General features: G+C 63.2%; 24 protein-coding genes and 2 pseudogenes. 13 read left to right on the forward strand and 13 right to left on the reverse strand.

What is annotated here, in order from left to right; translation table 11 throughout:
* Nucleotides 1-5 precede the first annotated feature (5 nt).
* The 6 genes from V1278_RS32050 to V1278_RS32075 are packed head-to-tail and all read left to right on the forward strand — an operon-like array spanning nt 6 to nt 4966.
* Nucleotides 6-761, forward strand: coding sequence for an ABC transporter permease (locus tag V1278_RS32050; protein ID WP_334383495.1), 756 nt, complete (start codon nt 6-8; stop codon nt 759-761).
* Nucleotides 740-1537: an ABC transporter ATP-binding protein gene (locus V1278_RS32055; protein WP_334383496.1), complete on the forward strand. Its 798-nt coding sequence runs from the start codon at nt 740-742 to the stop codon at nt 1535-1537. Before V1278_RS32050 ends, V1278_RS32055 begins: the two co-directional genes overlap by 22 nt.
* A gap of 7 nt (nt 1538-1544) precedes the next feature.
* Complete coding sequence (locus V1278_RS32060) at nt 1545-2345, forward strand: ABC transporter permease (RefSeq protein ID WP_334383497.1); 801 nt, start codon at nt 1545-1547, stop codon at nt 2343-2345.
* 12 nt (nt 2346-2357) lie between these two features.
* Entirely contained in the window at nt 2358-3023 is a 666-nt protein-coding gene (locus V1278_RS32065) for a polysaccharide deacetylase family protein (protein ID WP_334383498.1), read from the forward strand.
* Nucleotides 3020-3889, forward strand: coding sequence for a fumarylacetoacetate hydrolase family protein (locus tag V1278_RS32070; protein ID WP_334367319.1), 870 nt, complete (start codon nt 3020-3022; stop codon nt 3887-3889). Before V1278_RS32065 ends, V1278_RS32070 begins: the two co-directional genes overlap by 4 nt.
* A 36-nt stretch (nt 3890-3925) precedes the next feature.
* Entirely contained in the window at nt 3926-4966 is a 1041-nt protein-coding gene (locus tag V1278_RS32075; protein WP_334367318.1) for a 5-methyltetrahydropteroyltriglutamate--homocysteine methyltransferase, read from the forward strand.
* On the opposite strand, the gene V1278_RS32080 is transcribed toward V1278_RS32075, so the two are convergent.
* The 8 genes and pseudogenes from V1278_RS32080 to V1278_RS32115 all read right to left on the reverse strand — a co-directional run bounded on the left by V1278_RS32080 (nt 4963) and on the right by V1278_RS32115 (nt 10324).
* Nucleotides 4963-5571, reverse strand: a complete 609-nt coding sequence (locus V1278_RS32080) for a nuclear transport factor 2 family protein (RefSeq protein ID WP_334383499.1) — start codon at nt 5569-5571, stop codon at nt 4963-4965. The genes V1278_RS32075 and V1278_RS32080 overlap by 4 nt on opposite strands.
* A 99-nt stretch (nt 5572-5670) precedes the next feature.
* Entirely contained in the window at nt 5671-5940 is a 270-nt protein-coding gene (locus V1278_RS32085) for a hypothetical protein (protein WP_334383500.1), read from the reverse strand.
* Complete coding sequence (locus V1278_RS32090) at nt 5937-6845, reverse strand: DUF2778 domain-containing protein (RefSeq protein WP_334383501.1); 909 nt, start codon at nt 6843-6845, stop codon at nt 5937-5939. Before V1278_RS32090 ends, V1278_RS32085 begins: the two co-directional genes overlap by 4 nt.
* A gap of 280 nt (nt 6846-7125) precedes the next feature.
* Nucleotides 7126-7551, reverse strand: a complete 426-nt coding sequence (locus V1278_RS32095; RefSeq protein WP_334383502.1) for a DOPA 4,5-dioxygenase family protein — start codon at nt 7549-7551, stop codon at nt 7126-7128.
* Between the two features lie 65 nt (nt 7552-7616).
* Nucleotides 7617-7965: pseudogene (locus V1278_RS32100) on the reverse strand (hypothetical protein).
* A 96-nt stretch (nt 7966-8061) separates the two neighbouring features.
* A pseudogene (locus tag V1278_RS32105) lies at nt 8062-8595 on the reverse strand (VOC family protein).
* A 238-nt stretch (nt 8596-8833) separates the two neighbouring features.
* Nucleotides 8834-10054 (reverse strand): cytochrome P450, encoded by a 1221-nt coding sequence (locus V1278_RS32110; RefSeq protein ID WP_334383504.1) that lies wholly within the window; start codon nt 10052-10054, stop codon nt 8834-8836.
* Nucleotides 10055-10114: 60 nt separating this feature from the next.
* A complete protein-coding gene (locus V1278_RS32115; protein WP_334367311.1) occupies nt 10115-10324 on the reverse strand; it encodes a ferredoxin in 210 nt (69 codons plus the stop codon).
* 152 nt (nt 10325-10476) lie between these two features.
* Between V1278_RS32115 and V1278_RS32120 the strand changes: the two genes are divergently transcribed.
* The 3 genes from V1278_RS32120 to V1278_RS32130 all read left to right on the forward strand — a co-directional run bounded on the left by V1278_RS32120 (nt 10477) and on the right by V1278_RS32130 (nt 13449).
* On the forward strand, nt 10477-11115 hold the full coding sequence (locus tag V1278_RS32120) for a TetR/AcrR family transcriptional regulator (protein WP_334367310.1): 639 nt from the start codon (nt 10477-10479) through the stop codon (nt 11113-11115).
* Nucleotides 11112-12314 carry a Na+/H+ antiporter NhaA gene (nhaA, locus tag V1278_RS32125; protein WP_334383505.1) on the forward strand — a complete coding sequence of 401 codons (1203 nt, stop codon included), beginning with the start codon at nt 11112-11114 and terminating at the stop codon, nt 12312-12314. Before V1278_RS32120 ends, nhaA begins: the two co-directional genes overlap by 4 nt.
* 196 nt (nt 12315-12510) lie before the next feature.
* A complete protein-coding gene (locus V1278_RS32130) occupies nt 12511-13449 on the forward strand; it encodes a hypothetical protein (RefSeq protein ID WP_334383506.1) in 939 nt (312 codons plus the stop codon).
* 18 nt (nt 13450-13467) lie between these two features.
* On the opposite strand, the gene V1278_RS32135 is transcribed toward V1278_RS32130, so the two are convergent.
* From V1278_RS32135 to nirB, 3 genes are read right to left on the reverse strand one after another with little or no spacing between them, the layout of a single operon-like run.
* On the reverse strand, nt 13468-16125 hold the full coding sequence (locus V1278_RS32135; protein WP_334383507.1) for a nitrate reductase: 2658 nt from the start codon (nt 16123-16125) through the stop codon (nt 13468-13470).
* Nucleotides 16126-16137: 12 nt separating this feature from the next.
* Nucleotides 16138-16473, reverse strand: a complete 336-nt coding sequence (gene nirD, locus V1278_RS32140; protein ID WP_028349497.1) for a nitrite reductase small subunit NirD — start codon at nt 16471-16473, stop codon at nt 16138-16140.
* A complete protein-coding gene (gene nirB / locus V1278_RS32145; RefSeq protein ID WP_334367305.1) occupies nt 16470-18929 on the reverse strand; it encodes a nitrite reductase large subunit NirB in 2460 nt (819 codons plus the stop codon). The genes nirD and nirB overlap by 4 nt, the downstream gene beginning before the upstream one ends.
* 651 nt (nt 18930-19580) lie before the next feature.
* Here nirB and V1278_RS32150 point away from each other — a divergent pair.
* Nucleotides 19581-20840 carry an MFS transporter gene (locus tag V1278_RS32150; RefSeq protein WP_334383508.1) on the forward strand — a complete coding sequence of 420 codons (1260 nt, stop codon included), beginning with the start codon at nt 19581-19583 and terminating at the stop codon, nt 20838-20840.
* 33 nt (nt 20841-20873) lie between these two features.
* Complete coding sequence (locus tag V1278_RS32155) at nt 20874-22586, forward strand: bifunctional protein-serine/threonine kinase/phosphatase (protein WP_334383509.1); 1713 nt, start codon at nt 20874-20876, stop codon at nt 22584-22586.
* 73 nt (nt 22587-22659) lie between these two features.
* Here V1278_RS32155 and V1278_RS32160 read toward each other — a convergent pair whose 3' ends face one another.
* Nucleotides 22660-24096 (reverse strand): NAD-dependent succinate-semialdehyde dehydrogenase, encoded by a 1437-nt coding sequence (locus tag V1278_RS32160; RefSeq protein WP_334383510.1) that lies wholly within the window; start codon nt 24094-24096, stop codon nt 22660-22662.
* A 254-nt stretch (nt 24097-24350) separates the two neighbouring features.
* Nucleotides 24351-25466, reverse strand: coding sequence for an alanine dehydrogenase (gene ald, locus V1278_RS32165; protein WP_334383511.1), 1116 nt, complete (start codon nt 25464-25466; stop codon nt 24351-24353).
* A 143-nt stretch (nt 25467-25609) separates the two neighbouring features.
* Here ald and V1278_RS32170 point away from each other — a divergent pair, with 143 nt between their 5' ends.
* Together V1278_RS32170 and V1278_RS32175 are read left to right on the forward strand one after the other, a co-directional pair.
* A complete protein-coding gene (locus V1278_RS32170; RefSeq protein ID WP_245309210.1) occupies nt 25610-26083 on the forward strand; it encodes an Lrp/AsnC family transcriptional regulator in 474 nt (157 codons plus the stop codon).
* A 221-nt stretch (nt 26084-26304) separates the two neighbouring features.
* Nucleotides 26305-26487, forward strand: a complete 183-nt coding sequence (locus V1278_RS32175) for a hypothetical protein (protein WP_334367299.1) — start codon at nt 26305-26307, stop codon at nt 26485-26487.
* Nucleotides 26488-26508 lie beyond the last annotated feature (21 nt).

Below are 26508 nucleotides of genomic sequence, written 5' to 3' on the forward strand. Positions count from 1 at the left end.
GCGCGATGCAAAGCGGGCTAGCGGTAAAGGCGGCGCGGGTTGCCATTGTGGTGGCGCTGTTTGTGATGTGGGAAATCCTGTCGCGGACCGGCATCGTCAATCCGCGCCTGCTTCCCTCCGCCTCCGATACGCTGTCAACACTTGGCGAGCTCTTGCAGCGCGCGAGCGTGCGCAAGGATCTCGCGGTGACCGCAACCGAGGTGGTGACCGCCTTCGCCCTCGCCGTTCCCGTCGGCGCGCTGATCGGCTTCCTGATCGCGGAGAACCGCTATTTTGCCGAGGTGGCAAAGCCGCTGCTGTTCTTCGCCTTCAGCATTCCAAAGTCGATCTTCCTGCCGATGTTCATCCTGGTGTTCGGGGTCGGCTTTTCGCAGAAGGTGGGCTTCGGTTTCTTCTCGACGATCTTCATCGTGATCATGTCGACCACGACGGCGGTGGAGTCGGTCAAGGTCGAGCATTTGACGGTCGCCCGCTCCTATGGGGCGACACCTGTTCAGACCGCGTTCCGCGTCTACCTGCCGAGCATGCTTCCCGTCCTGCTGGAAGCGCTGCGGATCTCGATGATCTTCAACCTCACCGGCGTCATTCTCGCCGAAATGTACGCCTCGCGCGACGGCATCGGGCACCAGATTGCGACTTGGGGCGAGAACTTCCAGATGAAGCAATTGCTGGCCGGCGTGGTGATGATCGCCGTGATCGCGATTGCCTTCAATGAACTGGTCAGATGGGTGGAAACACGATGCAGCCATTGGCGAACATAACCCCGCTGAAGCCGGCCGGCGCGATCGAAGTCCGTAGTGTCGGGCAGATCTTCAAGACCACGACACAGGATGTCGTCGCGCTGGAAGACGTTTCGCTCGACGTCAGGCCCGGCCGCTTCGTGGTGCTGGTCGGCCCGAGCGGCTGCGGCAAGTCGACGCTTCTGATGATGATGGCCGGCCTGCGCCAGCAGACCTCCGGCACCATCACCATCAGCGGCGCGCCGATCCCCGAGCCCGATCCGAACCGGGTCGGCGTGGTGTTTCAGGAGGCCAGCCTGTTTCCCTGGCTGACGGCGGAAGAAAATGTCGAGTTTCCGCTGGCGCTGCGCGGCGTCGCTAGGGGCGATCGACGCGTTAGAGCGCAGGACGCCTTGAAGCTTGTGGGCCTCGAGGGCTTCGGCAAGCGCCATCCGCATGAGCTGTCGGGCGGGATGAAGCAGCGCGTCTCGATTGCGCGCGGCCTGGTGCAGGATCCGCCGGTGCTGCTGATGGACGAGCCGTTCGCGGCGCTCGACGAACAGACCCGCATGACCATGGGCGACGAGCTGCTGCGGATCTGGGCGGCGACCGGCAAGACGGTGGTATTCGTGACCCATAGCCTGACGGAAGCGGTCTATCTCGCCGACGAGGTGATCGTGATGTCGCCGCGCCCTGGCCGCATCGTCGATCATCTGCAGGTCTCGCTGCCCCGCCCACGCACCTATGAGATGCTGAGCGGCGACGCCTTCGGCAGTCTGCGCGACCGCATCTGGCGGCACATTCGCAAATCGGCGTGAGGCTGGCATGAGCGCGGCAACTCTTCGCAGATTGATCGTGATCGGCCTGATTGTGCTGTGGGAGATCCTGCCGCGTGCCGGCTTCATTCCGGAACTGTTTCTGCCGTCGCTGTCCTCGACGCTCGCGGCCGGATGGAACGAGGCTGGCGAATACGGCCACGCCCTTGCCGTCACGCTCTACGAGGTCGCGATCTCGATGGCGTTCGCCTGCAGCGGCGGCATCTTGCTCGGCGCCATCGTCGGCAGCCTGCCGCGGCCGCGCATCCTGATCATGCCGATGGTCTCGAGCCTCTATGCGGTGCCGCTGGTCATCCTCTATCCCGTCTTCACGGTCTGGCTCGGCATCGGCTCGGAATCGAAGATCGCATTCGCTTCGATCTATGGCTTTCTGCCGACGATGCTGGCGACTGCCGCAGGCATCCAGACCATCGATCCGCAGTTGCTGCTGGCCGCCCGCAGCATGGGCGCGACGCTGAGCCAGCGGCTGGTTCGCGTCATCATTCCAGCGGCGATCCCGACCGTGCTGTCAGGACTGCGCGTCGGCGGCGCGCTTGTGATCGTCGGTGTGGTGGTGTCGGAAATGCTGATCTCGTCCGCGGGCATCGGCTATCTGATCTCGCGCTACCGCACCATTCTCGATAGCCCGCATGTGTTTGCCGGCGTGTTGCTGGTGCTGGCGATGGCGATCGCCTTCAACGCCGCCATCAAATGGATCGAGCGCAAGGCCGCGATCTGGCAGACCGGCACACGCGCCGGGCAAGACTCCGCGGGCGAAGTCGCGCCCGCTGCCCTGCAGCCTGCGACCTGACGGAGTGTGAACGTGTTCGACCTGACGCTGACATTCGACAATGGTCCCGAGCCTGGCGTCACGCCGCGCGTGCTCGATATCTTACGCGAACGCGGCATCAAGACGACGTTCTTCGTGATCGGCAAAAAGCTCGGCGATGGCGAACGTCGCGGGCTGGCCGCACGCGCGCATGAAGAAGGCCACTGGATCGGCAATCATACCTTTACGCACACCGTGCCGCTCGGGCAGCAACGCGATCCGAACGCGGCACAAAGCGAGATCGGCCGGACGCAAGATGCAATCGGCAACCTCGCCCATGCAGAGCGCTGGTTCAGGCCGTTCGGCGGCGGCGGCAATCTCGATCGGCGGCTGTTGAAGCCCTCCGTGGTCGACTACCTCATCCGCAACAGGCATAGCTGCGTGCTCTGGAACGCGATCCCGCGCGACTGGGACGATCCCGATGGCTGGGTCGACCGAGCCCTCGACCTGTGCCGCTCGCAGCCGTGGAGCCTGATGGCGCTGCACGATCTGCCTGGCGGCGCCATGGATCACCTTGAGCGCTTTCTCGACCGAGCAGAGGAAGCTGGCGCGCGCTTCCACCAGGACTTTCCGCCCGACTGCGTCCCGATCCGGTCGGGCAAGATCGTGCTGCCCATTCAGCCCTACCTTTCCAACATCGAAGAGAGTGTCACAACATGAGGATCGCGAGTTTCAAGGCAGGTCAGACGGCAACCTACGGCCTGGTCACGAACGCAGGCATTATCGATGCCGGAAAACGGCTTAAGGCCTATCCAACCCTGAAGTCGCTGCTCGCCAACGGATTGCTCGACGAACTGAAAGCGCTGCAGGGTGAGCGTCCCGATTACGCATTGGCGGAAATCGAGTTGCTGCCGACCGTGCCCGACCCGGACAAGATCTTCTGCATCGGCGTCAACTACGCCACGCACCTTGCCGAAAGCGGCCATCCCACGCCGCCGCATCCGATGATCTTCACCCGTTTCGCCAATAGCCAGGTCGGTGGCGGCCAGCCGATGATCCGGCCGCTGGAATCCGAACGTTTCGATTACGAGGGCGAGATGGCCGTCATCATCGGCAAGGCCGGCCGCCGGATTTCGCGGGAAGAGGCGCTCGCACATGTTGCGGGCTATGCCTGCTACAATGACGGCAGCATCCGCGACTGGCAGCGCCACACCTCGCAATTCGCGCCGGGAAAGAATTTTGTCGGCACCGGCGCATTCGGACCGTGGATGGTCACCACAGACGAAATCCCTGATATCAGCAAGCAGGCCATTGCGACCCGCCTCAACGGCGTCGAAGTGCAGGCCGCGCCGATCTCGGACCTCGTGTTCGACGTCCCTGCCCTGATCGCCTACTGCTCGACCTTCACCGAACTGGTTCCGGGCGACGTCATCGTCACCGGCACCACCGGCGGCGTCGGCGCCTACCGCACGCCGCCGCTGTGGATGAAGGATGGCGACGTGGTCGAGGTCGAGGTATCCGGCATCGGCGTGCTGCGCAATCCTGTGAAAGACGAGGTTGCGGCGGCTGCGACACGTGCGGCTTGAAACGAGAGGCATAACAACAAGAGCACGGAGACGATGATGAACCTGCCGAAACATCTTCTGCCGACCACCGTCGTTGGCAGCTACCCGCAGCCGGAATGGCTGGTCGATCGCGCGATGTTGTCAAAGGTGGTGCCGCGCACGCGCCTGCACGCGATGTGGCGGCTGCCTGCGGAGCACCTGGAAGAAGCGCAGGACGACGCCACCATCGTTGCGATCAGGGACATGGAGCGCGCCGGCATCGACATCGTGACCGACGGCGAAATCCGCCGCGAGAGCTATTCGAATCGCTTCGCCACCGCGCTTGAAGGCATCGATGACGAAAATCCGGCGATGATCACCTCGCGCAGCGGACACGAAACGCCGGTACCGCGTGTGGTCGGTCCGGTAAAACGCCGCGGCCCGGTCGAGCTGCACGACATGGAATTTCTGCGCCAGAATACCGATCGCGCGGCCAAGATCACCCTGCCCGGCCCGTTCACGATGAGCCAGCAGGCGAAGAACGAGTACTACAAGGACGACGAGGAGCTGGCGATGGCATTTGCCGAAGCCGTCAACGCCGAAGCGCTCGATTTGCAAAAAGCCGGCGCTGACGTGATCCAGCTCGACGAACCCTGGGTGCGCAACAACCCGGACCTTGCCCGCCGCTACGCCGTCAAGGCGATCAACCGCGCCCTGCAAGGTATTACCGTGCCGACCGTGGTGCATCTGTGCTTCGGCTATGCCGCGGTCGTCCCCGGCTCGACCAAGCCGGCCGGCTATTCCTTCCTTGCTGAACTTGCCGACACCAGTGCCGAGCAGATTTCGATCGAGGCGGCGCAGCCGAAGCTCGATCTCGGCGTGCTCAAGGATTTATCGTCGAAGAAGATCATGCTCGGCGTGCTCGACCTCGGCAATCCCGAGATCGAAGCCGCCGATGTGGTGGCCGGCCGCATCCGCAACGGCCTCAAGCACGTCGCCGCCGACCGGCTGGTCATCGCGCCCGATTGCGGCATGAAATACATGCCGCGCCATGTCGCGTTTGGGAAATTGAAGGCGATGTGCGACGCGGCAGCGACGGTGCGCAAGGAGATCAGTTAGAGCGGCCTGCCCTGCAGCCACGCCGCGCCGCGCGCATACAAGGCCTCGACCTCGGGTCCCTTGAGGCCGGGCATGTCGCACTTGACCGTGTAGCCGATGCGGGTCTGCAAATAGGCGAGATGGCGGTAGCCCGGCGGGAATTGCTCGAGGAGAGCCTTGTCCAGCACCGGCGCCGTACCCGGCGTGACGGGGTCCATGCGGTCCTTCTCATAGATCGGCTGGCGCAGCACGATGCCCCAGCGTCCCTCCCGCTTTTCGAGGAAGTCGTAGAATCTCCCGGTGCAGAGCACGTCGCACAGCACGCCCTCGACCTCGGCACGCTGCGAGATCGTCATTTTGGTCTGCGCAATCGCGCGGGCGCCTGCGAGGTCAACCGAGATGCCGCCGAGAAAATGCAGGATGCTGACGCCCTTGGCCCAGGCCTGCTTGCTGATTTCGATGAACTCGTCACCGGTGCCCTGCGTCCAGGTCGCCATCATGCGGCCGTCCGGATGCCAGACCGTGCGGAAACGCTCCCAGTCTCCGGCATCGCGCCAGATCGCCCAGTTCTGCAACAATTCCCGGATCAGGCGATCGTCTTCAATTTCGGCGTGACTTAAGGGCATGCGGGCATTTTTTCCTTGGGACGTTTTTTTCTTGGGACGTATTTTCTCAAGCATCCATGAGACACAACCGTGGGGGCTTCCACGGACAGGCCGGCGCCTTCACAACAGCTTCGCGCGGACGAACAGCGCACGCAAGGCGTCGGTCGCCTGCACGGTCAGCATCGCGTTATCAGCGGCGCCCTGCAGTGCTTGCACGGCTTCGGCATGCAGCGCGCGGAATTCGATCCATTCGATCGAGGAGAGATTGGTGATGAAGCGATAGGCCTGGCCGACGGTGGCGATCGACACCGTTTTGCCGTTCAGGTTGATCTTGAAGAGCGCCCGCAGCGGGGTGTCGGAATCGGCGGTATCGCCCGCAACTGCGGTCATGACGGAGATGGCGAACGCCGCGACGCGGTGAGGCCTTCGCGCAGACTAGGCACGACGACGAGCCGCTTGACCTCGCCGTTCCGGTAGGCCTGCAGGAACCTGTCGTAGTCCTTGATCGAGACGCAGCCGTTGGAATCACCGTTCGGCCCGAGCAGGTAGCTGTGCACGAGCAGGCCCGTTCGCCCGTGCATTTCGTTTTCGCCGATCGGGGTCATGCGCAGCGCCGCGACGCCGTGAAACAGTTTCTCGCGCGGCTTCAAATCGTAAACGTTCGGCGGGGTCGCGCCGACCATGCGCTGGTCGACATGTGCCGGATTGTCCATCAGGTTGCCCAGCCCTGAGTGTGCCTCGAGCTTGGTGCCGCTCGGCAGATAAACGGCGCGGGCCGAAATGTCGTAGACGGCGGTCTGACTGTCATAGCCTAGCGCCCCCAGATCCTTGCGCTCGCTGAGCAGCCCATCCCCCGGCGTCAACGAGGCCAGCGAGAAGCGCATCGGCACCAGATCGGCAAGCTTCTCGAACATGGTGCGGTTGTCGGACGAGACCGGCGGCGGATCGCTTCTCGCCGACTGAAGGTTGGCCATGACCGGCCGGGACCTCGGGAGCGGGATGGCCGCTTCGACGGTCGGGGCCGGCGGCGGAGGCTGCACGTTCTCCTCGCGCGATTGCTCCTCGCGCGATTGTCCGCCCAACAGGATTTCGATGTAGGCGAACTCCGCATCGAAGTCCGCGCGCTGGGGGCGGGCGGCGACACGCCAGGGATAGTTGATGGTCAGCGAACGCCGCACCGAGGCGGTGCCGAAGCGCTCGTCGAACGAGGATGTGCTGCCGACATTCGCGGATGCGGGCTTGATCAAGCCGACCACGTCGAAATCGGTAACCCAGGCGGCCAACCCCAATGCCATGGCGAGCGCCGCCGTCCCGAATGCCGTCTCACGGAGCAATCGGGTACCGCGGCTTGACGCAAGCCCGGCTGCGCTGGTCTTGGCTCTATCCATTCGTCCCCGGATCGGCGCTTCTGAATCGAATGATTCCTAAGGGATTCACCGAATAAGTCCCACCATAATGCAAACCAAAGTAAGGCATAATCGAGACAATCGCTCACGGCTATCATGACCGGCCGAATTCACAGGTTCAAGCCTCGTATTGGTAAACGAGCCGGGGTTTTCGCCAGCAGAGCCGCGCTCAAGGCCGGAGAATTGGATTGGTATTCGGTGCCGGCGCCTCTTCCATCTCGGCGTCCTCTGGCAGCTTATCGCCATGTACGGCCAGCGCCGGCCCGATCCAGATCGGATCGGCCAGATGATCGCGGCGCGGGTTGGTCGTATTCGGATGGACCAGAACGCTCAGATTGCCATGGTTGAGCATCAGCCAAGGGACTAACTCAGAAAATACCGCGCGGGCAAAGGCGACCTGATACATGGCCTGATCGTGCGGGCCGACCTTGACGTCGTGCCACCGTCCGAGCGTGACCGAAAAGCGCTCGCCGATCCAGTTTCGAAGTTGCTCGGCCTCGGCCCGCGTGGTCGCCGGATCGTAGTAGATGTGGGCGTGATAGCTGGCGATTTCGCCTAGTGGTCGCGGACCGCTCGAACCGGGCTCACCTGTCATTGCCTTCGCTCCACGCCATCGTTGGACCCGGCCGATGATCGCTGCAACCGGGGGCGTGGTCAATGTCAGCCCGTTCGCTTCTGGCCGCCCTCGAAGACGGTCATACCAGCGGCGGGGTCGAGATCAACCTCGGTCGCTTCCGTCAGCCGCGCCATCGTCATGTAGAAGCCGATCGCAAGGATCGATTCGACGATCTCCTGCTCGCTGAGATGCCTGCGCATGGCGGCAAAGACCGGTTCAGCGACGCGCACGTCCTCGATCACTTCGCGGCCGAACGCCAGCAGCGGCAGTGAAGGCGGCGTCCTCGGCATGCGCCATCATCCGGAAGATGTTCAATACGACCGGCATCCGATCGAAGGACGCACGCACGTCGCCGCTGGTTGTCGCCGGATCAATCAGGGGAAGTCTGGCCATTCGCCTCTCCTTGCGCTTGTCGTTCTTATTGGCGGACGCTTCCGCGCTCTGGTTACTTCACGGTCGTTACTTCACGGTTGCCGGATCGCGCATCGCTCAGCGGCCACCTACTTCGCGGATCGGATCGGAGCCGTCCCAATCGGCGGCAACCCGGCGGATGTGCTCGAAGAAACTTCCCTTGCTTCCGCTGATGTCTGAAATCTCCACCACGGTGCCGGGATGGGCTTGGGTATCGAAATACGCGAAGCGGCCTTTTTCGCCGCCGATCTGGCCCTCGTGTCCCACTTTATAGCCAAGCGACAGCGCGCGGTCGTAGAGGGCCTGATATTCGCGGGTCCAGTACGACATATGCTGCAGGCCCTCGCGACCGGAATCGAGAAACTCCTTGTACATCGAGGGCGCGTCGTTGCGCTGCTGGATCAGCTCGATCTGGACATCGCCGGAATTGGCGAGCGCTACGCTCATCTCCATGGCGGAGTCCTGGCCGCGGTGGCGGAAGTAATCGGTCTTGACTTTGTCGATATAGTACTATGGCCCGACGCCAATCACATTGACCCAATGATCCATGGCGGCTCGGATATCGCGGACGACATATCCGTTCTGGCAGACTGCACCAAAGATACGGCTCATCACGACCTCCCGTCTGCCGCCGGCGGTGTATCTCTCCGCCTCTTGTTTCTTATTGATCCCGCCGTTCAGCGACGCGAAGATCGAGGTCAAGTGCCAGCAGCGCATTGGATCGAAGAGCCGGAGGGGTGGCGCCGCGAGTCGCACCGTTCGTATGAGAGAGCCCCCACCCGGATCGCACCGATGATGCGATCCGACCTCCCCCGCAAGCGGGAGAGGTGAAGCCACGCCCGTATTGCACTCAGCTCGCCTTCCCGAACAGCAGGGGCAACTGACGCGGGCCGCGAACGGTGCCTTCCGACCATGTGACCTTGCCGGCCGGATCGAGCCTGAAATCCGGAATCCGCTTCAGCCATTCCTCGATCGCAACCGTCATTTCCATGCGAGCGAGGTTGGAGCCGACGCAGCGGTGAATGCCGAGGCCGAACGCGGCGTGCCGGTTCTCCTTGCGGTCGATGACCACCTTGTCGGCATCGGGGAACATGGCGGGATCGCGGTTGGCGGCCGGGAACGACAGCAGCACCATGTTGCCGGGCCTGACCGGGCAGCCGCTGACCGTCGTCTCCTTCATCACCTCACGTGCCATCGTCACCGGTGAGTAGGCGCGCAGCAATTCCTCAACTGCGAGCGGCATCAGCTCCGGCTCCTTGACGAGGCGCTCGCGGTCCGCGGGCGTCTTGGCCAGATGCCACAGCGAGGACCCGATCGCGCTCCAGGTGGTGTCAATGCCGGCGATCAACAGCAGCCGCAGCGAACCCAGCACGTGTTCGTCAGCCAACGGATTTCCATCCTTGTCTTTCGCCTTCATCAGGGTCGAGATCAGATCGTCGGTCGGATTCTTCTTGCGTTGCTCGATCTGGCCGGCGAAATAGCCAGTCATCTCCTTCACCGCCTCCATCAGCGCGTTGTCGTCCTTGATGCCGAGTTCAAGGATGCCGTGAATCCATTTGATGAAGAGGTCGCCGTCCTTCTCGGGAATCCCGAGCATGTGCGCGATGGCGCGCACCGGAATGTGCTTGGTGTAGCGGGCGGCGGCGTCGCATTTGCCGTCGGCAATGAACTCGTCGATCAGCTCGTTGCAGATCGCGCGGACCCGCGGCTCCAGCTTCTTCATCGCGTCCGGGGTGAAAGGCGGCAGCAGAATCTGCTTGGCCGGCTTGTGCTCGGGCGGGTCGGAGGTGATCGGCGGCGCGCGGGCCGTAATCTCCGGGCGAACGTCGCGCACGATCACGCGTCGGGACGAAAAGTGCTCGGTGTCGTAGGCGATTTCCTTCACCGCCTGGTACGTGGTCGGCATGTAGCAGCCGAGAAACCGGTCGGTATGAACGACCGGCGAAGCCGCGCGCAGCTCTTCCCAGATCGGAAACGGGTCTTCCGTCCACACGGGGTCGGTATGGTCGAAATCGTTGATCCAGTCGGTGACTGGCGGATGCTCGGGCATGATGCTGGCGGAATCGGACATCGGAGCAATTCCTCTGCTTGGTTCGTTCAGATCGTAATGGATGAAAGATCCGCGACCGAATTATTCTTCGGTCACCTCGATGGCAATTTCCGGACAGTTACTCTGGGCGAGCCAGGCCTTGTCTTCCAGGCCCGCAGGCACAGAACCGTCGCCTGTTTCGTGCGCGTTGCCGAATTCGTCGAGCTCGAACAGTTCGGGGGCCAGTGATTTACAGCGCGCGTGTCCCTGGCATTTGTCCTGGTCGACGCGGATCTTCAGCTTTGCAGCCATCGCAGCGTTCCCCTCTTTGTGGCGCGCATTGTCTCGCGCGGCCTTTCGTCGGCGCAGCGGCACAGATCCGCCGCAGCACCGCGAAGTTATATCGTATTACATTCGCGTTGCCGTTGTGCTGTCAAGGCAAAAGTTATAGATCATGGAACTGAATGTCACCTCGACCCGCACGTAAAGCGCTGAATGCCTACCACCATGGGGATCTTCGTGATGCCCTGGTTCAAGCCGCGTTGCATGAAGTGGAACTAGGCGGTCCCGAAGCGATCAGCATCAGCGCGCTGGCCAAGAAACTCGGCGTCTCACAGCCGGCGCCCTACAAGCATTTCGCCGATCGCGAGACGCTGCTGACGGCCGTGACGGCCGAAGCGTTTCGCCAGTTCAGCGCCATGATGCGTGCGGCGCTTGAAAAGCCGTCGAAGCAGTCGAAGCTGTCGCGTTTCGCGCAGCTCACGCTTGATTTCGGCCTGCGCCGCAACGGCATCTATCGCCTGATGTTCGCGTCTCGAACCATGGCATGCGCGCCGAAAGGCAGCGAGCTGCATAGTGCCGCAATGGAGACCTTCGAGCTCCTGGTAGAGGCGCTGGAGGCGCCCGCTGTAGAACTGTTGCGCGAGCGGAGCGCGCTCAAGGTCTGGGCCTCACTACACGGCGTGGTCATGCTCGCCGAACAGGGATTGCTCACCGGCCAGGCTGCCCATGTCAGCCGGGAAGAACTGGTCGAGGACATTGTGGCGGAAACCAAGCTCGCGCTGTCCGTTGCCATCGAGAAGGCCGGCAAGGCTGGTTCATGACGGCCAAGACTCCGACGGCCAAGGCTCCGACGGCCACGCCTCACATTGCCGACAATACCGACCTTTATGGCGGTATCGCGCTTGGCATCGCCGCAGCCGCAGCGCTCATCGTCGCTAACTCACCACTCGGGCCGGAGTATCAGGCGCTGTTGCATACGACCGGCGAGGTGCGGATCGCATCGATCGGACTGAGCAAGACGCTCGAACACTGGATCAACGACGGCTTGATGGCGGTGTTCTTTCTGCTGGTCGGCCTCGAGATCAAACGCGAGGCGATCGAGGGTGCGCTGGCGAGCCCGAAGAAAGCGGCATTGCCCGTGATCGCCGCGTTCGGCGGATTTGTCACGCCGGCCGCCATTTTTGCCGCGATCAACTGGGGCGATGCCGAGGCGTTGCGCGGCTGGGCCATACCGGCAGCCACCGACATCGCCTTTGCGCTCGGCGTCTGCGCCATGCTGGGACGCAAGGTACCGGCCTCGCTAAAGACTTTTCTGTTGGCGCTTGCGATCATCGACGACCTCATGGCTATCATCGTCATCGCGATGTTCTATGCTGCCGACCTTTCGGTTCTGGCGCTGGGGCTCGGCGCACTCGGCATCGCTGCGCTTGTGGTCCTCAACCTGCTCGATGTGCGAAGGCCCGCATTCTATTTGATCGCCGGCCTTTTCACCTGGGTCTGCGTGCTCAAATCTGGCGTGCATGCGACACTTGCCGGTGTCGCTGTCGGCTTCGCGATGCCGCTGACCCGGCATGATGGCCACAGCCTGCTCGAGGACACCGAACATGCACTCAAGCCCTGGGTCAGTTTCGCCATCGTGCCGCTCTTTGCCTTCGCCAATGCAGGCGTATCGTTTCATGGGCTGACCTTGGAAAAGCTGACAGGGCCGATACCACTTGGGATCATTGCAGGGCTGTTCATCGGCAAGCAGATCGGCGTCTTCGGCGCTTCGCTGCTCGCCGTCAGGCTGGGCCTCGCTGCGATGCCGGATGGGGCCACGACGACGAAGTTCTATGCCACGGCCATCCTGACCGGCATCGGCTTCACCATGAGCCTCTTCATCGGAACGCTCGCGTTCGACGACGAAACCGTCCTCGCGCAGGTCCGCCTCGGCGTTCTCCTGGCATCTCTGCTGTCCGGCATCATAGCGGCCGTGATGTTCTCCATCATCGGGAAGTCCAACGGAATTTCTTCGAAATGACGGAAAGATCCGGCGAACTCGTCACCGACACATGACGCCTTTGCCCTGCCCCGGGCCCCAGAATCCCTTGACCTCGGTTTTGTCCACGCGGCGCAAACGCGCCACACCTGCCGCAAGATCGAGGGCCCGCGCGGCGACCGCTGCTTGTATTCGCCGCGGCCAAATGGTCATGTGGGCCAGACAAAGGCGGCGTCGATTGAGCAGGAATATTACCAAGTCCACCGCACCTCGGCGTCTGAGATTCGCGCCAGCGCGATCCGTCAGAAGCCTGGCTTTCGGCGTGCTGGTGTCGTTCTGCCTTTCAGGTCTGGCCCTTGGAAAAGACAAGGACGACGATGAGGAGGATGCGGCCGCAACCAAGCCGGCCCTGCCGAACTTCTACCTCGATATGAGAACCATCTACTCGACGCTGCCTGCCGGCTCGCTCTCGATCGGATTCAGCGCGCCTCCGTTGTTATCGAGGCTGGCGAACCTTTCCTCGCCCCGAACCCGGACCTCGCCGTCCAGCCAGAGCGTCTCGGTCGACCTGCCCTTGACCGTCGATGTCAACGATTGGCTCTCGGTGTATGGCGGGGTCAGCGGAGCCACCTCGCAGGCGGGTACCGATCCCTGGACGACGTTCTCGATCTACGCCTTTACCGTCGGATTTCAGGCCGACATCTATCAGCAGAACGGCGGAACGTTTCCGACCATCACCATCCAAGCCAACGCGACGCGATCGATTTCCGACGCGCCGCTGGCCACGACGGCCTACAACACCATCCTCGAGGCGGACTACGCGCTGAACGCGGATGAAACGCGCGGGCTGCTCGCTGGCGCGCAATACGCCAGAGTCTTCGTCGATACCCCGCTCGCCCGCGTCAGCCCCGATATCATGGGCTATGTCGGCGGCTATTATCAGTGGGACAACAACTGGAAGCTTACCGGCCGCTTCGGCGTGCAGAACTTCGGCGGCGCGCAGCTCCTGAACCTGACGCCGTTTGCCGCGTTCACCCAGCCGATCGTGCGGTTCGACCTCGACCGTATGGACGACGACGACAACCGACTGTTCGGCATTACCGCGCAGATCGCCTGGACGCCGAAGCCATCGTATCAGCTAACGCTGCGAACGCCGCTCTACGCGATCAAGAATTAGCGGCGGGTGCGGCCGGTTTCATGCCGGATGCGGGTCGCGCACGGCCGCGCCGCGCAAAAGCTTCCCGATCTCCGGCTTGCAGGCGCCGCAATTGGTGCCGGCCTTCAGGCGCCGGCCAACGTCGTCGACGCTGGCCGCACCTTTCTGGATTTCGGCGGATATCTGATGCTGCCCCACGCCGAAGCACGAGCAGACGATGGGTCCGACGTCTTGAGCGGCATCGAGCGGCTGTCCCGTCAGCAACGACATCCGCGCACTCGGTGACAACTCCTGTTCCGCGAACAGGCCGGAGAGCCACGACCGCGAAACCAGCCTGTGATCGGGTGCGATGAACACGCAACCCTCCAGCCGGCCGTCGCGAACAGCGGCGTAGCGGAAGCGGCCAACCTTCGGATCGCGATAGGCGATCCACTCGATGTCGTGCCCGACGCGGAGTTGCGCCCGCGCCCAATCGCGCCAGCTCGGCGGCCGCTCGTCGCCGGCGAGTTCCATCCGCCAGCACGTCCCTGAAAGCCCGCCGACCCAGTAACCCGCAGCGGGACGTTCGATCTCCCGGCGGCTGAGGATGAAAGCATGCCATTTCGGCAAGTAAGCCGCCGCCTTGACCGGCGTGTGTTTGGACTCCGGCTGTCCGGAGATCGGATCGGTCGCCGGATTGACCAGCGCGTTGACCCGGCCGTCGCCGGCATACTCACCATTCCAGTGCATCGGCACGAACACGCAGCCGCGCCGCTGCTCGGCGGTAACGACGACGCGCGCCACCATCTCGCCCCACGGGCTGGTCAGCCGCGCAAGCCCGCCATTCTCCACGCCGGCTGCGCGTGCGTCGTCGGGGTGGAATTCCGCACAGGGCTCGAAGATGTGCGCCAGCAGCCGCGGCGATTTCCCGGTCCGCGTCATGGTGTGCCATTGATCGCGGACCCGCCCGGTATTGAGCACCAGCGGATAGTCGCGGCTGGTCGCGTTCACGGCAGCACGCGGCGTCACCGGCACGAAACGGGCTTTGCGGTCGGCAGTAAAGAATTCGCGCGTTTCGAACATCCGCGGCGTGCCGGTCGGATATTCGCGCGTCACAGGCCATTGGATCGGAGTAAGCGCGTCGTAAGCGCGGTCGTCGAGCGTGTTCAGGGCGGACAGATCGAAATCGCGCGTCCCGTTATTCTCGAAACTCGAAAGCCCGGCGTGCTCGCGGAAGATCGCCGCAGCGCTCGGATAGTCGAACCCCGAAAAGCCCATGCGCCGGGCGACGTCGCAGACGGTCTGCCAATCGGCTCTTGCAGCGCCGGGCGCCGGCAAGAACGGTCGCTGCCGGGAAATGCGGCGTTCGGAATTGGTGACGGTGCCGTCCTTTTCGCCCCAGGTGAGCGCCGGCAGCAATACGTGAGCGTGACGCGTGGTGTCGGTATGCCGCATGCAATCGGACACGACGACGAGCTCGCATGCCTCGAGCGCGCGGCGCACGCGATCGGCATCCGGCAGGCTGACCAGCGGATTGGTGGACATGATCCAGACCGCCTTGATGCGCCGATCGGCAATCGCGTCGAACATGTCGATGGCCTTGAGGCCCTGCTTGTCCGCGATCACAGGCGATTGCCAGAAGCGTTGAACGATGTCGCGGTGCTGCGGGTTCTCGATCTCCATATGGGCGGCGAGCTGGTTGGCCAGCCCGCCGACTTCCCGGCCGCCCATGGCGTTGGGTTGTCCAGTCAGCGAGAACGGCCCCATACCGGGCCGCCCGATGCGGCCGGTCAACAAATGACAATTGATGATCGAGTTGACCTTGTCGACGCCGCTACTCGACTGGTTGATACCCTGCGAATAGAGCGTGACGACCCGCTCGGTTTTGGCAAACCAGTCGAAGAACAACGCCACCGCGCCCTCGCCCAGCCCACAGATGTCGGCCGTCTGCGCGACCGTCTGGCCGGCGATCTGCCGCAGCGCGGCTTCGGCGCCAGTGGTGAAGCCATCCACGAAGGCGCGATCGATGGCATTGCGCGATGCAAGATGCGCGAGCAACCCGTTGAACAGCACGGAGTCGCTGCCCGAGCGAAGCGGCAGGTGCAGATCGGCGCCGTCACATGTCGCGGTCCGCCGCGGGTCGATCACGACGATGCGGCACGCGGGGTTGCTGGCCTTGGCCGCCACCATGCGCTGGTAGAGGATCGGATGGCACCAGGCGGCATTGGAGCCGACGAGGACCAGGAGATCGGCGGTTTCGAGGTCCTCATAGCAACCCGGAACGGTGTCGCTGCCGAACGCACGCTTGTGGCCTGCCACGCTCGAGGCCATGCACAGCCGCGAGTTGGTGTCGATGTTCGCAGTGCCGATGAAGCCCTTGGCGAGCTTGTTGATGACGTAATAGTCCTCGGTGAGAATCTGGCCGGAGACATAGAAGGCGACCGAATCCGGTCCATGCTCGCGGATGATTCTGCCAAATGCCTCCGCGACATGGTCGAGCGCCGTATCCCAGTTCGTTTCCTGTCCGTTGACCACAGGCGCGAGCAGCCGCCCCTCGAGGCCGATGGTCTCGGCGAGCGCCGAGCCTTTCGCGCACAGCCGCCCGAAATTGGCGGGATGAAGCGGATCGCCCCGGACGGTCACGGCGCCGGCGGGACCTCTGTCAGCGACAACGCCGCAGCCGACCCCGCAATACGGACAGGTTGTCTTCACTGCCACGGGCGATCACCCTCACTCGGCGGGCACAACCGCTGCCGTTTGGACGCTAAGCCAGACCATGCCGTTCTCCACCTTGGTCGGATGCGCGCGCGTGCATCCCTCGTCGGGCGCGACCGCCATGCCGCTTCTGAGCTCGATGACGAAATTGTGCAGCGGACAGGTGACGCGCTTGTTGTGGACGATGCCTTGCGACAACGGTCCGCCCTTGTGCGGACAGCGGTCGTCGAGCGCGAACACCTCGTCCTCGCTGGTCCGGAACACCGCAATGTCTCCGGAGGCCGTCCTCACCACGCGCGAGCCGAGAACGGGAATGTCATTCAACGCCCCGATTTCGATCCATTTGGTCATGCGAGTTCGAGCTCCGCCAGCGGGGTGAATTCGTTACGGTCGACGCCGCGCTGGGCGCGCGCCGCCCAGGGATCGCTCTGCGAGAATTGCTGCGAATGGGCGAAGCGGCTGAACAGCGCCTTGCGGTTGGCGACATCGTCGACCACCTGCTTGCGGATCGCATCGAGGCCGACCCGATCGCACCACTTGTACATGCGCTCCAGATACCAGCCCTGTTCGCGATAGAGCTGAGTCAGTGCAGCAATGATTTCGAGCGTCTCCTCCTCCGTCGCTGCCTTGGCCAGGAATTCGGTTCCCTTGATGTGAAGACCGGCAGCGCCTGCGAAATGGATCTCGAATCCGGAATCGACGCAGACGACGCCGACGTCCTTGCAAGTCGCTTCCGCGCAGTTGCGCGGACAACCGGAGACCGCGAGTTTCACCTTGGCCGGCGTCCACGAGCCCCACATGAACTTCTCGAGCTTGATACCGAGGCCGGTCGAATCCTGCGTGCCGAAACGGCACCATTCCGATCCGACACAGGTCTTCACCGTGCGCAATCCCTTGGCATAGGCATGACCCGACACCATGCCTGCATTGTTGAGATCGGCCCAGACGGCGGGCAGGTCCTCCTTCTTCACGCCCAGAAGATCGATGCGCTGTCCGCCGGTCACCTTGACGGTCGGAATCTTGAACTTGTCCGCGACGTCGGCGATGGCGCGCAATTCATCCGGCGTCGTGACGCCGCCCCACATCCGCGGCACGACAGAGTACGTTCCGTCCTTCTGGATATTGGCGTGAACGCGCTCGTTGATGTAGCGCGACTGCTGATCGTCGCGATACTCGCCGGGCCAGGTGGCGAGCAGATAATAGTTCAGGGCAGGCCGGCAGGAGTGGCACCCGTTCGGCGTCTTCCAGTCCATGAACTTCATGACATCGGGGATGGTCTTCAATCCATTCTCGACGATGACGCGGCGCGCGTCATCGTGGCTGTGATCGGTGCACGCGCACATCGGCTTGACCTTCGGCGCCGCCGAATAGTCGCCGCCGAGCGTGAAAGCGAGAACCTGCTCGACCAGGCCGGTACAGGAGCCGCACGACGACGACGCCTTGGTGTGGGCACGCACGTCGTCGATCGTGAAGAGTTTCTTTTCGCTGATTGCCTTGACGATCGTTCCCTTGCAGACGCCGTTGCATCCGCAGATTTCCGTATCATCGCTCATGGCGGCGACCGAGTTCTTGCCGCTATGGCCGCCGTCGCCGAGATTGGCGGCGCCAAACACCAGCCGCTCGCGCATCTGCGAAACGTCAGTGCCGTCGCGCAGATGCTGGAAGTACCACGGACCGTCGATGGTATCGCCATAGAGCACGGCGCCGACGATCTTCTTGTCGCGCAGGATGATGCGTTTGTAGACGCCGCGGGAGGCGTCCTGCATGACGATCTCTTCCTTGTCCGCACCCGGCGCGAAGTCGCCGGCGGAGAACAGGTCGATCCCGGTCACCTTCAGTTTGGTCGAAACCACGGACCCGTCATAGGTGGCGAATCCCTTCATGGCGAGATGGTTGGCGCAGACCTTGGCCTGGTCGAACAAGGGAGCCACGAGCCCGTAGGTCTGGCGCCGGTGCTGCACGCATTCGCCGACGGCGTAGATTCGGCCGTCGTAGGTCTGCATGGTGTCGGAGACCACGATGCCGCGCTCGCAATAGAGGCCCGCCTTGCGCGCCAGCTCGACATTCGGGCGGATGCCGACCGCCATCACGACCAGATCCGCAGGGATCTCTTCGCCGTCGGCGAAGCGCACACCGGTTACGCGATCCTCGCCGAGAATCGCCTCCGTTTGCGCCGGCATCTTGAACACCATGCCGCGCTCTTCCAGCGACTTACGCAGCAATCCGCCCGCGACCTGATCGAGCTGGCGCTCCATCAGCGTGTCGAGCAGATGCACGACGGTGACGTTCATGCCGCGCTTCATCAGGCCGTTGGCCGCCTCGAGGCCGAGCAGACCGCCGCCGATCACGACGGCGTTCTTGAAGCTCGTCGAGGCCTGGACCATGTGCTCGACGTCCTGGATATCGCGAAAGCCGATGACGCCCCGGAGATCCTTGCCCGGAAGCGGCAACATGATCGGGTTCGAGCCGGTGGCGATCAGCAGGCGATCATAGGGTACCCGCGCGCCCTCTCTCGTCACGACTTCGCAGGTACGCCGATCGATCATCTCGATCATTTCGCCCTTGCGCAGCGTGATCCCGTTGTCCTCGTACCACTGCTCCGTGTTGAGCATGATGTCGTCGACGGTCTTCTCGCCGGCAAGCACGGGCGACAGCAGAATTCGGTTGTAGTTGCCGTATGGCTCGGAGCCGAACACGGTGATGTCATAGAGATGGGGCGCACGGTCCAGCAGCAATTCCACCGTGCGAATGCCGGCCATGCCGTTGCCGATCACCACCAACTTCGGCTTGTTTACTTTGTCGAGCATGCTCTGCCTTCTAATTCAGGTTCCGATGGCCCGCTGGGCGACGCAACTCTGCATCGTCGATTGGCGAGAATTGTTGATGATTGAGGAGCGCCCATCGGCGGGCAGAGTATCGTCGACTATGACGATCGATATCTTGCGTATTCAAGAGACGTGCCAACGCCGAACCCGTAATTCTTCGGGCGCAACACAGCGCTTCAGCCGATAAATCGGGAACTGGCTGCACCTTCGCGTGCATGGATGCCCAAAAAATCACCCGCAAGGGCTATCCATTGTGCACAACGCGAACACTTCACCGCTACTCGATGGCAATGTGCCCGTGGAAATAGCACGGCACCGGACTGGCGGCTTTCAGGAGAGCTTTTCCGTTAATACTTCGCACAGCATAATAAAACACCACACTGCACGTTCGAGCGGCTGGTTTTGCCAACAAACGGAGCAGCGGCCGCATTCGCGGCAGTTTGGGCGCACCCGGCAAGGTACTGCAAATACACGCTAAGTGGCGCGCTTCTTTGTCTGGCACGTGAATTGCTGACGCTGAGGCCTAGAGTGCGTCTCAACGACGAGCCGACTCGCTTCCCAAATTCCGTCTCTTTGTGCCGAGATCACCGCGCGGCCCGCGCGGTATCACAGGCCGCTGTTCGAGGCTGCTCGATGAAGTTTGCTGAATTCAAGAAGGCCGGCCACTGGCCCACGCTACTCGCCGCCTTTCTCTATTTCGACATAAGCTTCATGGCTTGGGTCGCGCTCGGTCCGTTGATCGTCTACATCGTGCATGACATGAACCTGGCCGTCGACGAGAAGTTCACGCTCGTCGCCATCCCGGTTCTGGCCGGCGCTTTGCTGCGCGTGCCGATGGGCATACTCGCCGATCTGTTCGGCGCCAAACGGACCGGAATTGTCGCGCAACTCGTCGTCATCGCCGCGACGTCCTGGGTTTGCTATTTCGGGCTCCCGAGCAAGCTGTCGGTCGAAATCTTCGGTCTCGCGCTCGGCATCGGCGGCGCTTCGTTCGCGGTGGCATTGCCGCAGGCCAGCCGCTGGTATCCGCCGCAATATCAGGGCGTGGTGATGGGGATCGCCGGCGCCGGGAACATGGGTGTCGTGCTCGACACGATGTTCGCGCCGACGATTGCCGAGCTTTGGGGCTGGCAAGCCGTGTTCGGCGTGCTGCTCGTTCCGATGGTGCTGATCCTCACCTACTACGCCTATGCCGCCAAGGACGCGCCCGGAGAGCGCAAACCGATTTCGCTGAAGGCCTATGGTACGCTGCTGCGCGACCCCGACAGCCGCTGGTTCATGTTCTTCTACTTCATCACCTTCGGCGGCTTCGTCGGACTGGCCAACGCGTTGCCGCTGTATTTCACGGTGCAATATCACGTATCAGGCGTCGCGGCGGGTCTGCTGGTCTCCTTGATCGTCGCTTTCGGTTCGGGCTTCCGCCCGGTCGGCGGCCTGATCGCCGACCGCATCGGCGGCATCCGTTCATTGTCGATGTTCTTTGGCGTCGTCGTGGCGGCGTATCTCGTCATCGCCTTCATGCCGGAGGGGCCGGCCGCGCCAGCGGCTGCGGGTTGGGCGCTCACCGAAATGCCGCGGATCGCCTGGATGTCGGTGCTGCTATTCTCGATCGGAGTCCTCGCGCTCGGCATGGGCAATGGCGCCGTGTTTCAGCTCATTCCGCTCCGCTTCCGCCAGGAGATCGGCCTGATGACCGGCATGGTGGGTTGCGCCGGAGGCATCGGCGGCTTCTTTCTTGCCAAGGCCCTCGGCGTCGCCAAGGGCATGACCGGCGGCTTCGGCGCGGGCTTCCTGTTTTTCGGCCTGCTGGCGTTGCTTGGTTTCCTCGGACTTGCCATGGTCAAGGTGCGCTGGCGCACCACATGGGGCGCCGCATCGGGAGCGCGGGTCTGACGGCGCGCGCTGCCAAATTGACAGGTCGCGCGGGTGACAATCGGTTCGCAGCGGAATCTCGGGGTTCGTGTCGGCTTCGTCAGCGAGACCGGCAAGCGCTCCGCCAATGAGGATTATGTCGGGACCTGTCTCGGCCGATCCGGGGTAAGCAACCGCGACATCGTCGCCGCCGTCGCTGACGGTGTCGGCGGATACAAAGGCGGACGCGAGGCCGCCGAGCTTGCGGTTCGTTGCTTCATCGACGCCTATTATTCTCTCCCCGAGACGCTCGGCGTACGCCGCCGGGCGTCGCGCTCGCTGGAAGCCACCAATAGCTGGATCTATACGCAAGGCCGCACCGATCCTCGCCTCAGCGGCATGAGTTGCGCCTTCTCGTCGATCATCCTGTCGCGGCGGCTTTGCCACATCATTCACATCGGCGATACCCGCGCCTATCGCCTGAGCGAGGGGCGGCTGGAGCGGCTGACCACCGACCACATCGCTGGACGCGGTGATCTCGCTCACCTGCTCAACCGCGCCATCGGCTTCGAGGATTTTGCCCGCTTCGACTACGCCACCGTCGGGTTGCGGCAGCACGACAGGCTTATGATCTGCAGCGACGGCGTCCACGGCGTACTCGCCGATCACCGCCTGCAGCTACTATTGAGCGAGCGCACCTCGCCGGAAGAATCCGCTCGCGCACTCGTCGACGCGGCGCTGAATGCCGGCTCCACCGACAACATGACCGCACTGGTGCTCGATGTCGTCGATCTGCCGCCCGCCGACCGGGACGAGCTCACCCATTCGATCGCGACGCTTCCAATCCTGGATTTGCCTGAGACAGGCGACGTGATCGATGATTTCACGCTCGGCGAAATATTATCGGACGGCCGCTACAGCCGACTCTTCAAGGCGATTGACAAGCGGCAGGGCCGCGAGGTCGTGCTGAAGTTTCCACATCCGCGCGTTGCCAGTGAGGGTTCCTATCGCCTCGCCTTCGTCCGCGAGGCATGGGTCGCGGCCCGCGTGCGTAGCCTGTGGATCGGAGAGATCATCGAACTGCCTGCCGAACGGCAGACTCGTCTCTATTCGGTGATGCCGCTCTACGAGGGCGAAACGCTGGAACAGCGCCTCAATCGTTCGCCGCAGCTTTCGCTGGCCGAAGGCATCGGCATCGCGACCAAGCTGGCGCGCGCGGTTGCCACCCTGCATCGTGCCGGCATCATCCATCGCGACATCAAGCCCGACAACGTGATCCTGTTGAAGGCCGGCGGATTGCGGCTGGTCGACCTTGGCGTCGCGCGCGTGCCGTTGCTCGAGGACTTCCCGGCCGAGGATATCCCGGGCACGGCGAGCTACATGGCGCCGGAGTTGTTCGGCGGGCGGCCCGGCGACGAGTTTTCCGATCTCTATGCGCTCGGCGTCACCGTGTACCGGATGTTCACTGCGGCCTATCCCTATGGCGAAATCGAACCGTTCTCGCGACCCCGCTTCGGCAAGCCAGCCTACCTCTCGCGCTATCGCCCCGATCTGCCGGCCTGGCTGGACGCGGTGGTCGGCAAGGCGCTCAACGTCGATCGTGCACAACGCTACGGCGACGTCATCGAATTCTCGCACGAACTCGAAAACGGCGCGATGTGGGCAAAGCCCGCCGTCACGTCACGGCGCTCGCTCTACGAGCGCGACCCGCTGGTGTTCTGGAAGAGCCTGTCGGCGGGCCTGATCGTGCTCGTCATCCTGCTGCTTGCATGGATCGTAAAAAATTAGCCCGACGCTCCGGGTGGAGCGTCGGGCTACAGCACGTGAGCGAAGCAAGCCGCGCTGGCTTCGCCTTCCTGGTTCACACCCCGGTCTGGGTGATGAACTTGGTATTGAAATAGCCCTCCATCGCCTCGGTGCCGCCTTCCGAGCCGTAGCCGGAATCCTTGACGCCGCCGAACGGCACTTCGGGCAGGGCCAGACCAAAACTGTTGATCGAGACCATGCCGGCTTCGATCGCCGCGCCGATCGCGGTCGCCGTCTTGGTCGAGCTGGTGAAGGCGTAGGACGCGAGACCGAACGGCAAGCGGTTGGCCTCCTCGGCCACCTCGTCGAAGGTCGAGAACCGCGAGATCAACGCCAGCGGCCCGAACGGCTCCTCGTTCATGGCGCGCGCGTCCTTCGGCACGTCGCTGACGACCGTCGGCTCGAAGAAATAGCCCTTGTTGCCGACGCGGTGACCGCCGGTCTCGAGCTTGGCGCCCTTGCCGACCGCATCCTGCACCATGCCCTCGATGGCGGTGACGCGGCGCGGATTGGCGAGCGCCCCCATCTTCGAGTCAGGATCGAGACCATTGCCGACCTTCATCGACTTGGCGCCTTCGACGAATTTGTCGACGAATTCACGGAACACATCGTCCTGCACCAGCATGCGGGTCGGCGAAATGCAGACCTGGCCGGCGTTGCGGTACTTCGCTGCCGCCAGAATCTTCGCCGCCGACGTGACGTCCGCATCCTTGAACACGATTGCCGGTGCGTGGCCGCCCAACTCCATGGTGGCGCGCTTCATGTGCAAGCCCGCCAATGCGGAGAGCTGCTTGCCCACGACGGTCGATCCGGTGAAGGAAATCTTGCGGATCACCGGATGCGGAATGAGATATTCCGAAATCTCCGAAGGCACGCCGAAGACCAGGTTGATGACGCCATCGGGCACGCCCGCGTCGGCGAACGCCTTGATCAGTTGCGCCGGAGATGCCGGGGTTTCCTCGGGCGCTTTGACGATAATGGAGCAGCCGGCTGCGAGAGCCGCGGAGAGCTTGCGAACCACCTGGTTGATCGGGAAATTCCAGGGCGAAAAGGCCGCAACCGGGCCAACCGGCTCCTTGACTGCGATCTGGTAAATGCCAGGACCACGGGCCGGGATCACCCTTCCATAGGCGCGCTTGGCTTCCTCGGCGAACCACTCGATGATGTCGGCCGCCGCCATCGCTTCGATTTTCGCCTCGGCCAGCGTCTTGCCCTGCTCCATCGTCAACAGCGGCGCGATCTCGTCATTGCGCTCGCGCATGATCGCGGCCGCCTTGCGCATGATCTTGCAGCGGTCGAACGGCGCCACCGTGCGCCAGACCTTAAAGCCCTTGGCGGCGGCTTCCAGCGCCTCGTCAAGATCGGCACGGCTGGCATGCGCAACGGTGCCGATCGTCTCCTCGGTCGCCGGGTTGAGCACGGCGATGGTCCTGCCCGACTGGCTCGGACGCCATTTGCCGTTGATGAAGAGTTGGGTATTCGAATATGCCACGAGACTTTCTCCCTGAGCTTATTAGTCGCCAAATGGCGCGCGCGGCGGAAATCAGGCGCCTATATGATGGAAGCCCGATCGAATTGCAAAGCCGATTCAAGGGTGTGGCCGCGCGACCGACGCATAGCGCCCCACGACCCCGCGCCATTTCGGGACTCAGATCGCTTCGAACCTCGGCTGCTGGGTGAGTGCCGCAAAATCCGGCTATGGCGTCACGCCACCGTCACCTTGCGACCCCCAGCGGGCGGCCAGCGTCACGCCGCCAAAATCATTTCGGGTGCCGCTGCAGGCAAATTCTGGCTGTCGGCGACCGCGCGATTGGTGATCTGTCCGCGGTGCACGTTGAGTCCGGCGCGCAGATGCGGATCCTCGATCAGCGCGCGGATACCCTTTTCAGCCAGCGCAAGGCCGAACGGCAGCGTGGCATTGTTGAGCGCATGGCTCGACGTCACCGGCACCGCGCCCGGCATGTTGGCGACGCAATAGTGCACGATATCGTCGACGAGATAGGTCGGCGCCTGATGGGTCGTCGGCCGCGACGTCTCGAAGCAGCCGCCCTGGTCGATCGCAACGTCGACCAGTACGGCACGGTATTTCATGCGGCCGAGATGCGCGCGCGAGACGAGCTTCGGCGCACTGGCGCCCGGCACCAGCACGGCGCCGATGACGACGTCGGCCGCAATGACCTCCTCTTCGATCGCTTCCAGCGTTGCATAGCGCGTGCGCACGCGCCCTTGGAACATCTCGTCAAGAACACGAAGGCGCGGCAGCGAGCGGTCCAGGATAACGATGTCGGCGCCGAGCCCTGCGGCCATCCGCGCGGCATGCGTGCCGACCACGCCACCGCCGATCACCGCGATCCTGCTCGGCGCCACGCCGGGCACCCCGCCGATCAGCTTACCCATTCCGTCCGCCGATTTCCGCAAGGCAGCGCCCGCCGCCTCGATCGCCAACCGTCCCGCCACTTCGCTCATCGGCGCAAGCAAGGGAAGCCCTCCATGGGCGTCGGTCACCGTCTCGTAAGCGATCGCCGTGCAGCCGGATGCCAGAAGCCCCTTGGTCTGCGCCGCGTCCGGCGCAAGGTGCAAATAGGTGAAGAGGATCTGATTGTCGCGAAGCTGGCGCCATTCGCTCGGCTGCGGCTCCTTGACCTTGACCACCATATCAGCGGTCGCGAAAATTTCCGCGGCCGTATCCACGATTGCAGCGCCGGCCGAACGGTAGACGTCGTCGCTTGCGCCAATGCCGATCCCGGCGCCCTGCTCGACGATCACCTCGTGTCCCCGCGTCACATACTCCCGCACCGAAGCCGGCGTCAGACCAACGCGATATTCCTCGACCTTGATTTCCGTGGGCACACCGATCCGCATGGGCTTGCTCCTGCATTCGAGGCCATCTGCCTGCAGATAAAAGTACTGCTGAGTCGGTAGCGCTTCTCGGCGAATTGCGGCTTGCTGGGAGCCATTTGCGCATATATTGTGCATGTTGACGCCATAAATTAGTGACTTATCGCGTGAATGAACTGGATCGCATTGATTATCGGATTCTGAGCGAGCTCCTCGCCGACGCCCGGGCGAGCCAGATCGAGCTCGCCGAAAAGGTCGGACTATCGCCGACAGCCTGCGCGCGCCGCATCCGCCAACTCGAGGAAGGTGGGATTATCAGGGGCTATCGCGCCGATCTCGAGCCGACTGCGCTCGGGCTCGTCACGACCGTTGTCGTCACCATCACGCTGGAAAAACAGAGCGAGGATTACCTGGCCGCATTCGAAGCGGCGATCGCCCGCTGTCCGGATGTCGTGTCCTGTCACTTGATGTCGGGCAGCGACGATTATCACTTGCAGGTCATCGCACGCGACATCGCGGACTTCGAGCGCATCCACAAGCAACATCTTTCACGGATGCCCGGAGTGGCGCGCATCCACTCGAGCTTTGCGATGCGCGAGGTGGTTCGCAGGGCCATCCCCGAGACGGCATTGCGGCGCTAGCCTCTTCGATCAGCTCGACGCCATCGGCGCGTCCAGCCTACCAACGCATAGATGCGACGGCGAAGCGTCAGTCGTTTTCGGCGTCGTCCGGCGACCGGCGTGTTGCATCCCGATGCCTGCCGACCGGACCAAACGCGACTTGACAGGACGCTAATCCACCGTATGTTACGTTATAACATAACTACCTGCAAACCAATGATGCCTTCCGACGGGGACCCTGCATGGGCGAAGTCATTCGACTTGTTCCGAAGCCGGAGCTTGAGCGGGCTCGCTTAATTCAAGAGGCCCGCGCAATATATGACAGCATATTTCCGCCGACGGATGCGGTCAGCGAGCACGCGGATGATCGCCTCAGCCAGGGGATGCAATCGGGCAGAAAGGGCCGGGCCGTACCGGTGCCCTGACCAGCAGCGACTCGATCGCGA

The organism is Bradyrhizobium sp. AZCC 1577 (assembly GCF_036924575.1).
GTDB lineage: Bacteria > Pseudomonadota > Alphaproteobacteria > Rhizobiales > Xanthobacteraceae > Bradyrhizobium.

What these genes read in the sequence shown, in the direction of transcription:
- V1278_RS32095 (WP_334383502.1), bottom strand. Translation starts at nt 7,551, where the DNA reads ATGACAGGTGAGCCCGGTTCGAGCGGTCCGCGACCACTAGGCGAAATC.
- ald (WP_334383511.1), bottom strand. Translation starts at nt 25,466, where the DNA reads ATGCGGATCGGTGTGCCCACGGAAATCAAGGTCGAGGAATATCGCGTT.
- V1278_RS32070 (WP_334367319.1), top strand. Translation starts at nt 3,020, where the DNA reads ATGAGGATCGCGAGTTTCAAGGCAGGTCAGACGGCAACCTACGGCCTG.
- V1278_RS32115 (WP_334367311.1), bottom strand. Translation starts at nt 10,324, where the DNA reads ATGGCTGCAAAGCTGAAGATCCGCGTCGACCAGGACAAATGCCAGGGA.
- V1278_RS32055 (WP_334383496.1), top strand. Translation starts at nt 740, where the DNA reads ATGCAGCCATTGGCGAACATAACCCCGCTGAAGCCGGCCGGCGCGATC.
- V1278_RS32090 (WP_334383501.1), bottom strand. Translation starts at nt 6,845, where the DNA reads ATGGCATTGGGGTTGGCCGCCTGGGTTACCGATTTCGACGTGGTCGGC.
- V1278_RS32075 (WP_334367318.1), top strand. Translation starts at nt 3,926, where the DNA reads ATGAACCTGCCGAAACATCTTCTGCCGACCACCGTCGTTGGCAGCTAC.
- V1278_RS32150 (WP_334383508.1), top strand. Translation starts at nt 19,581, where the DNA reads ATGAAGTTTGCTGAATTCAAGAAGGCCGGCCACTGGCCCACGCTACTC.
- V1278_RS32060 (WP_334383497.1), top strand. Translation starts at nt 1,545, where the DNA reads ATGAGCGCGGCAACTCTTCGCAGATTGATCGTGATCGGCCTGATTGTG.
- V1278_RS32175 (WP_334367299.1), top strand. Translation starts at nt 26,305, where the DNA reads ATGGGCGAAGTCATTCGACTTGTTCCGAAGCCGGAGCTTGAGCGGGCT.
- V1278_RS32050 (WP_334383495.1), top strand. Translation starts at nt 6, where the DNA reads ATGCAAAGCGGGCTAGCGGTAAAGGCGGCGCGGGTTGCCATTGTGGTG.
- V1278_RS32110 (WP_334383504.1), bottom strand. Translation starts at nt 10,054, where the DNA reads ATGTCCGATTCCGCCAGCATCATGCCCGAGCATCCGCCAGTCACCGAC.
- nhaA (WP_334383505.1), top strand. Translation starts at nt 11,112, where the DNA reads ATGACGGCCAAGACTCCGACGGCCAAGGCTCCGACGGCCACGCCTCAC.
- V1278_RS32085 (WP_334383500.1), bottom strand. Translation starts at nt 5,940, where the DNA reads ATGACCGCAGTTGCGGGCGATACCGCCGATTCCGACACCCCGCTGCGG.
- nirB (WP_334367305.1), bottom strand. Translation starts at nt 18,929, where the DNA reads ATGCTCGACAAAGTAAACAAGCCGAAGTTGGTGGTGATCGGCAACGGC.
- nirD (WP_028349497.1), bottom strand. Translation starts at nt 16,473, where the DNA reads ATGACCAAATGGATCGAAATCGGGGCGTTGAATGACATTCCCGTTCTC.
- V1278_RS32080 (WP_334383499.1), bottom strand. Translation starts at nt 5,571, where the DNA reads ATGCCCTTAAGTCACGCCGAAATTGAAGACGATCGCCTGATCCGGGAA.
- V1278_RS32120 (WP_334367310.1), top strand. Translation starts at nt 10,477, where the DNA reads ATGTCACCTCGACCCGCACGTAAAGCGCTGAATGCCTACCACCATGGG.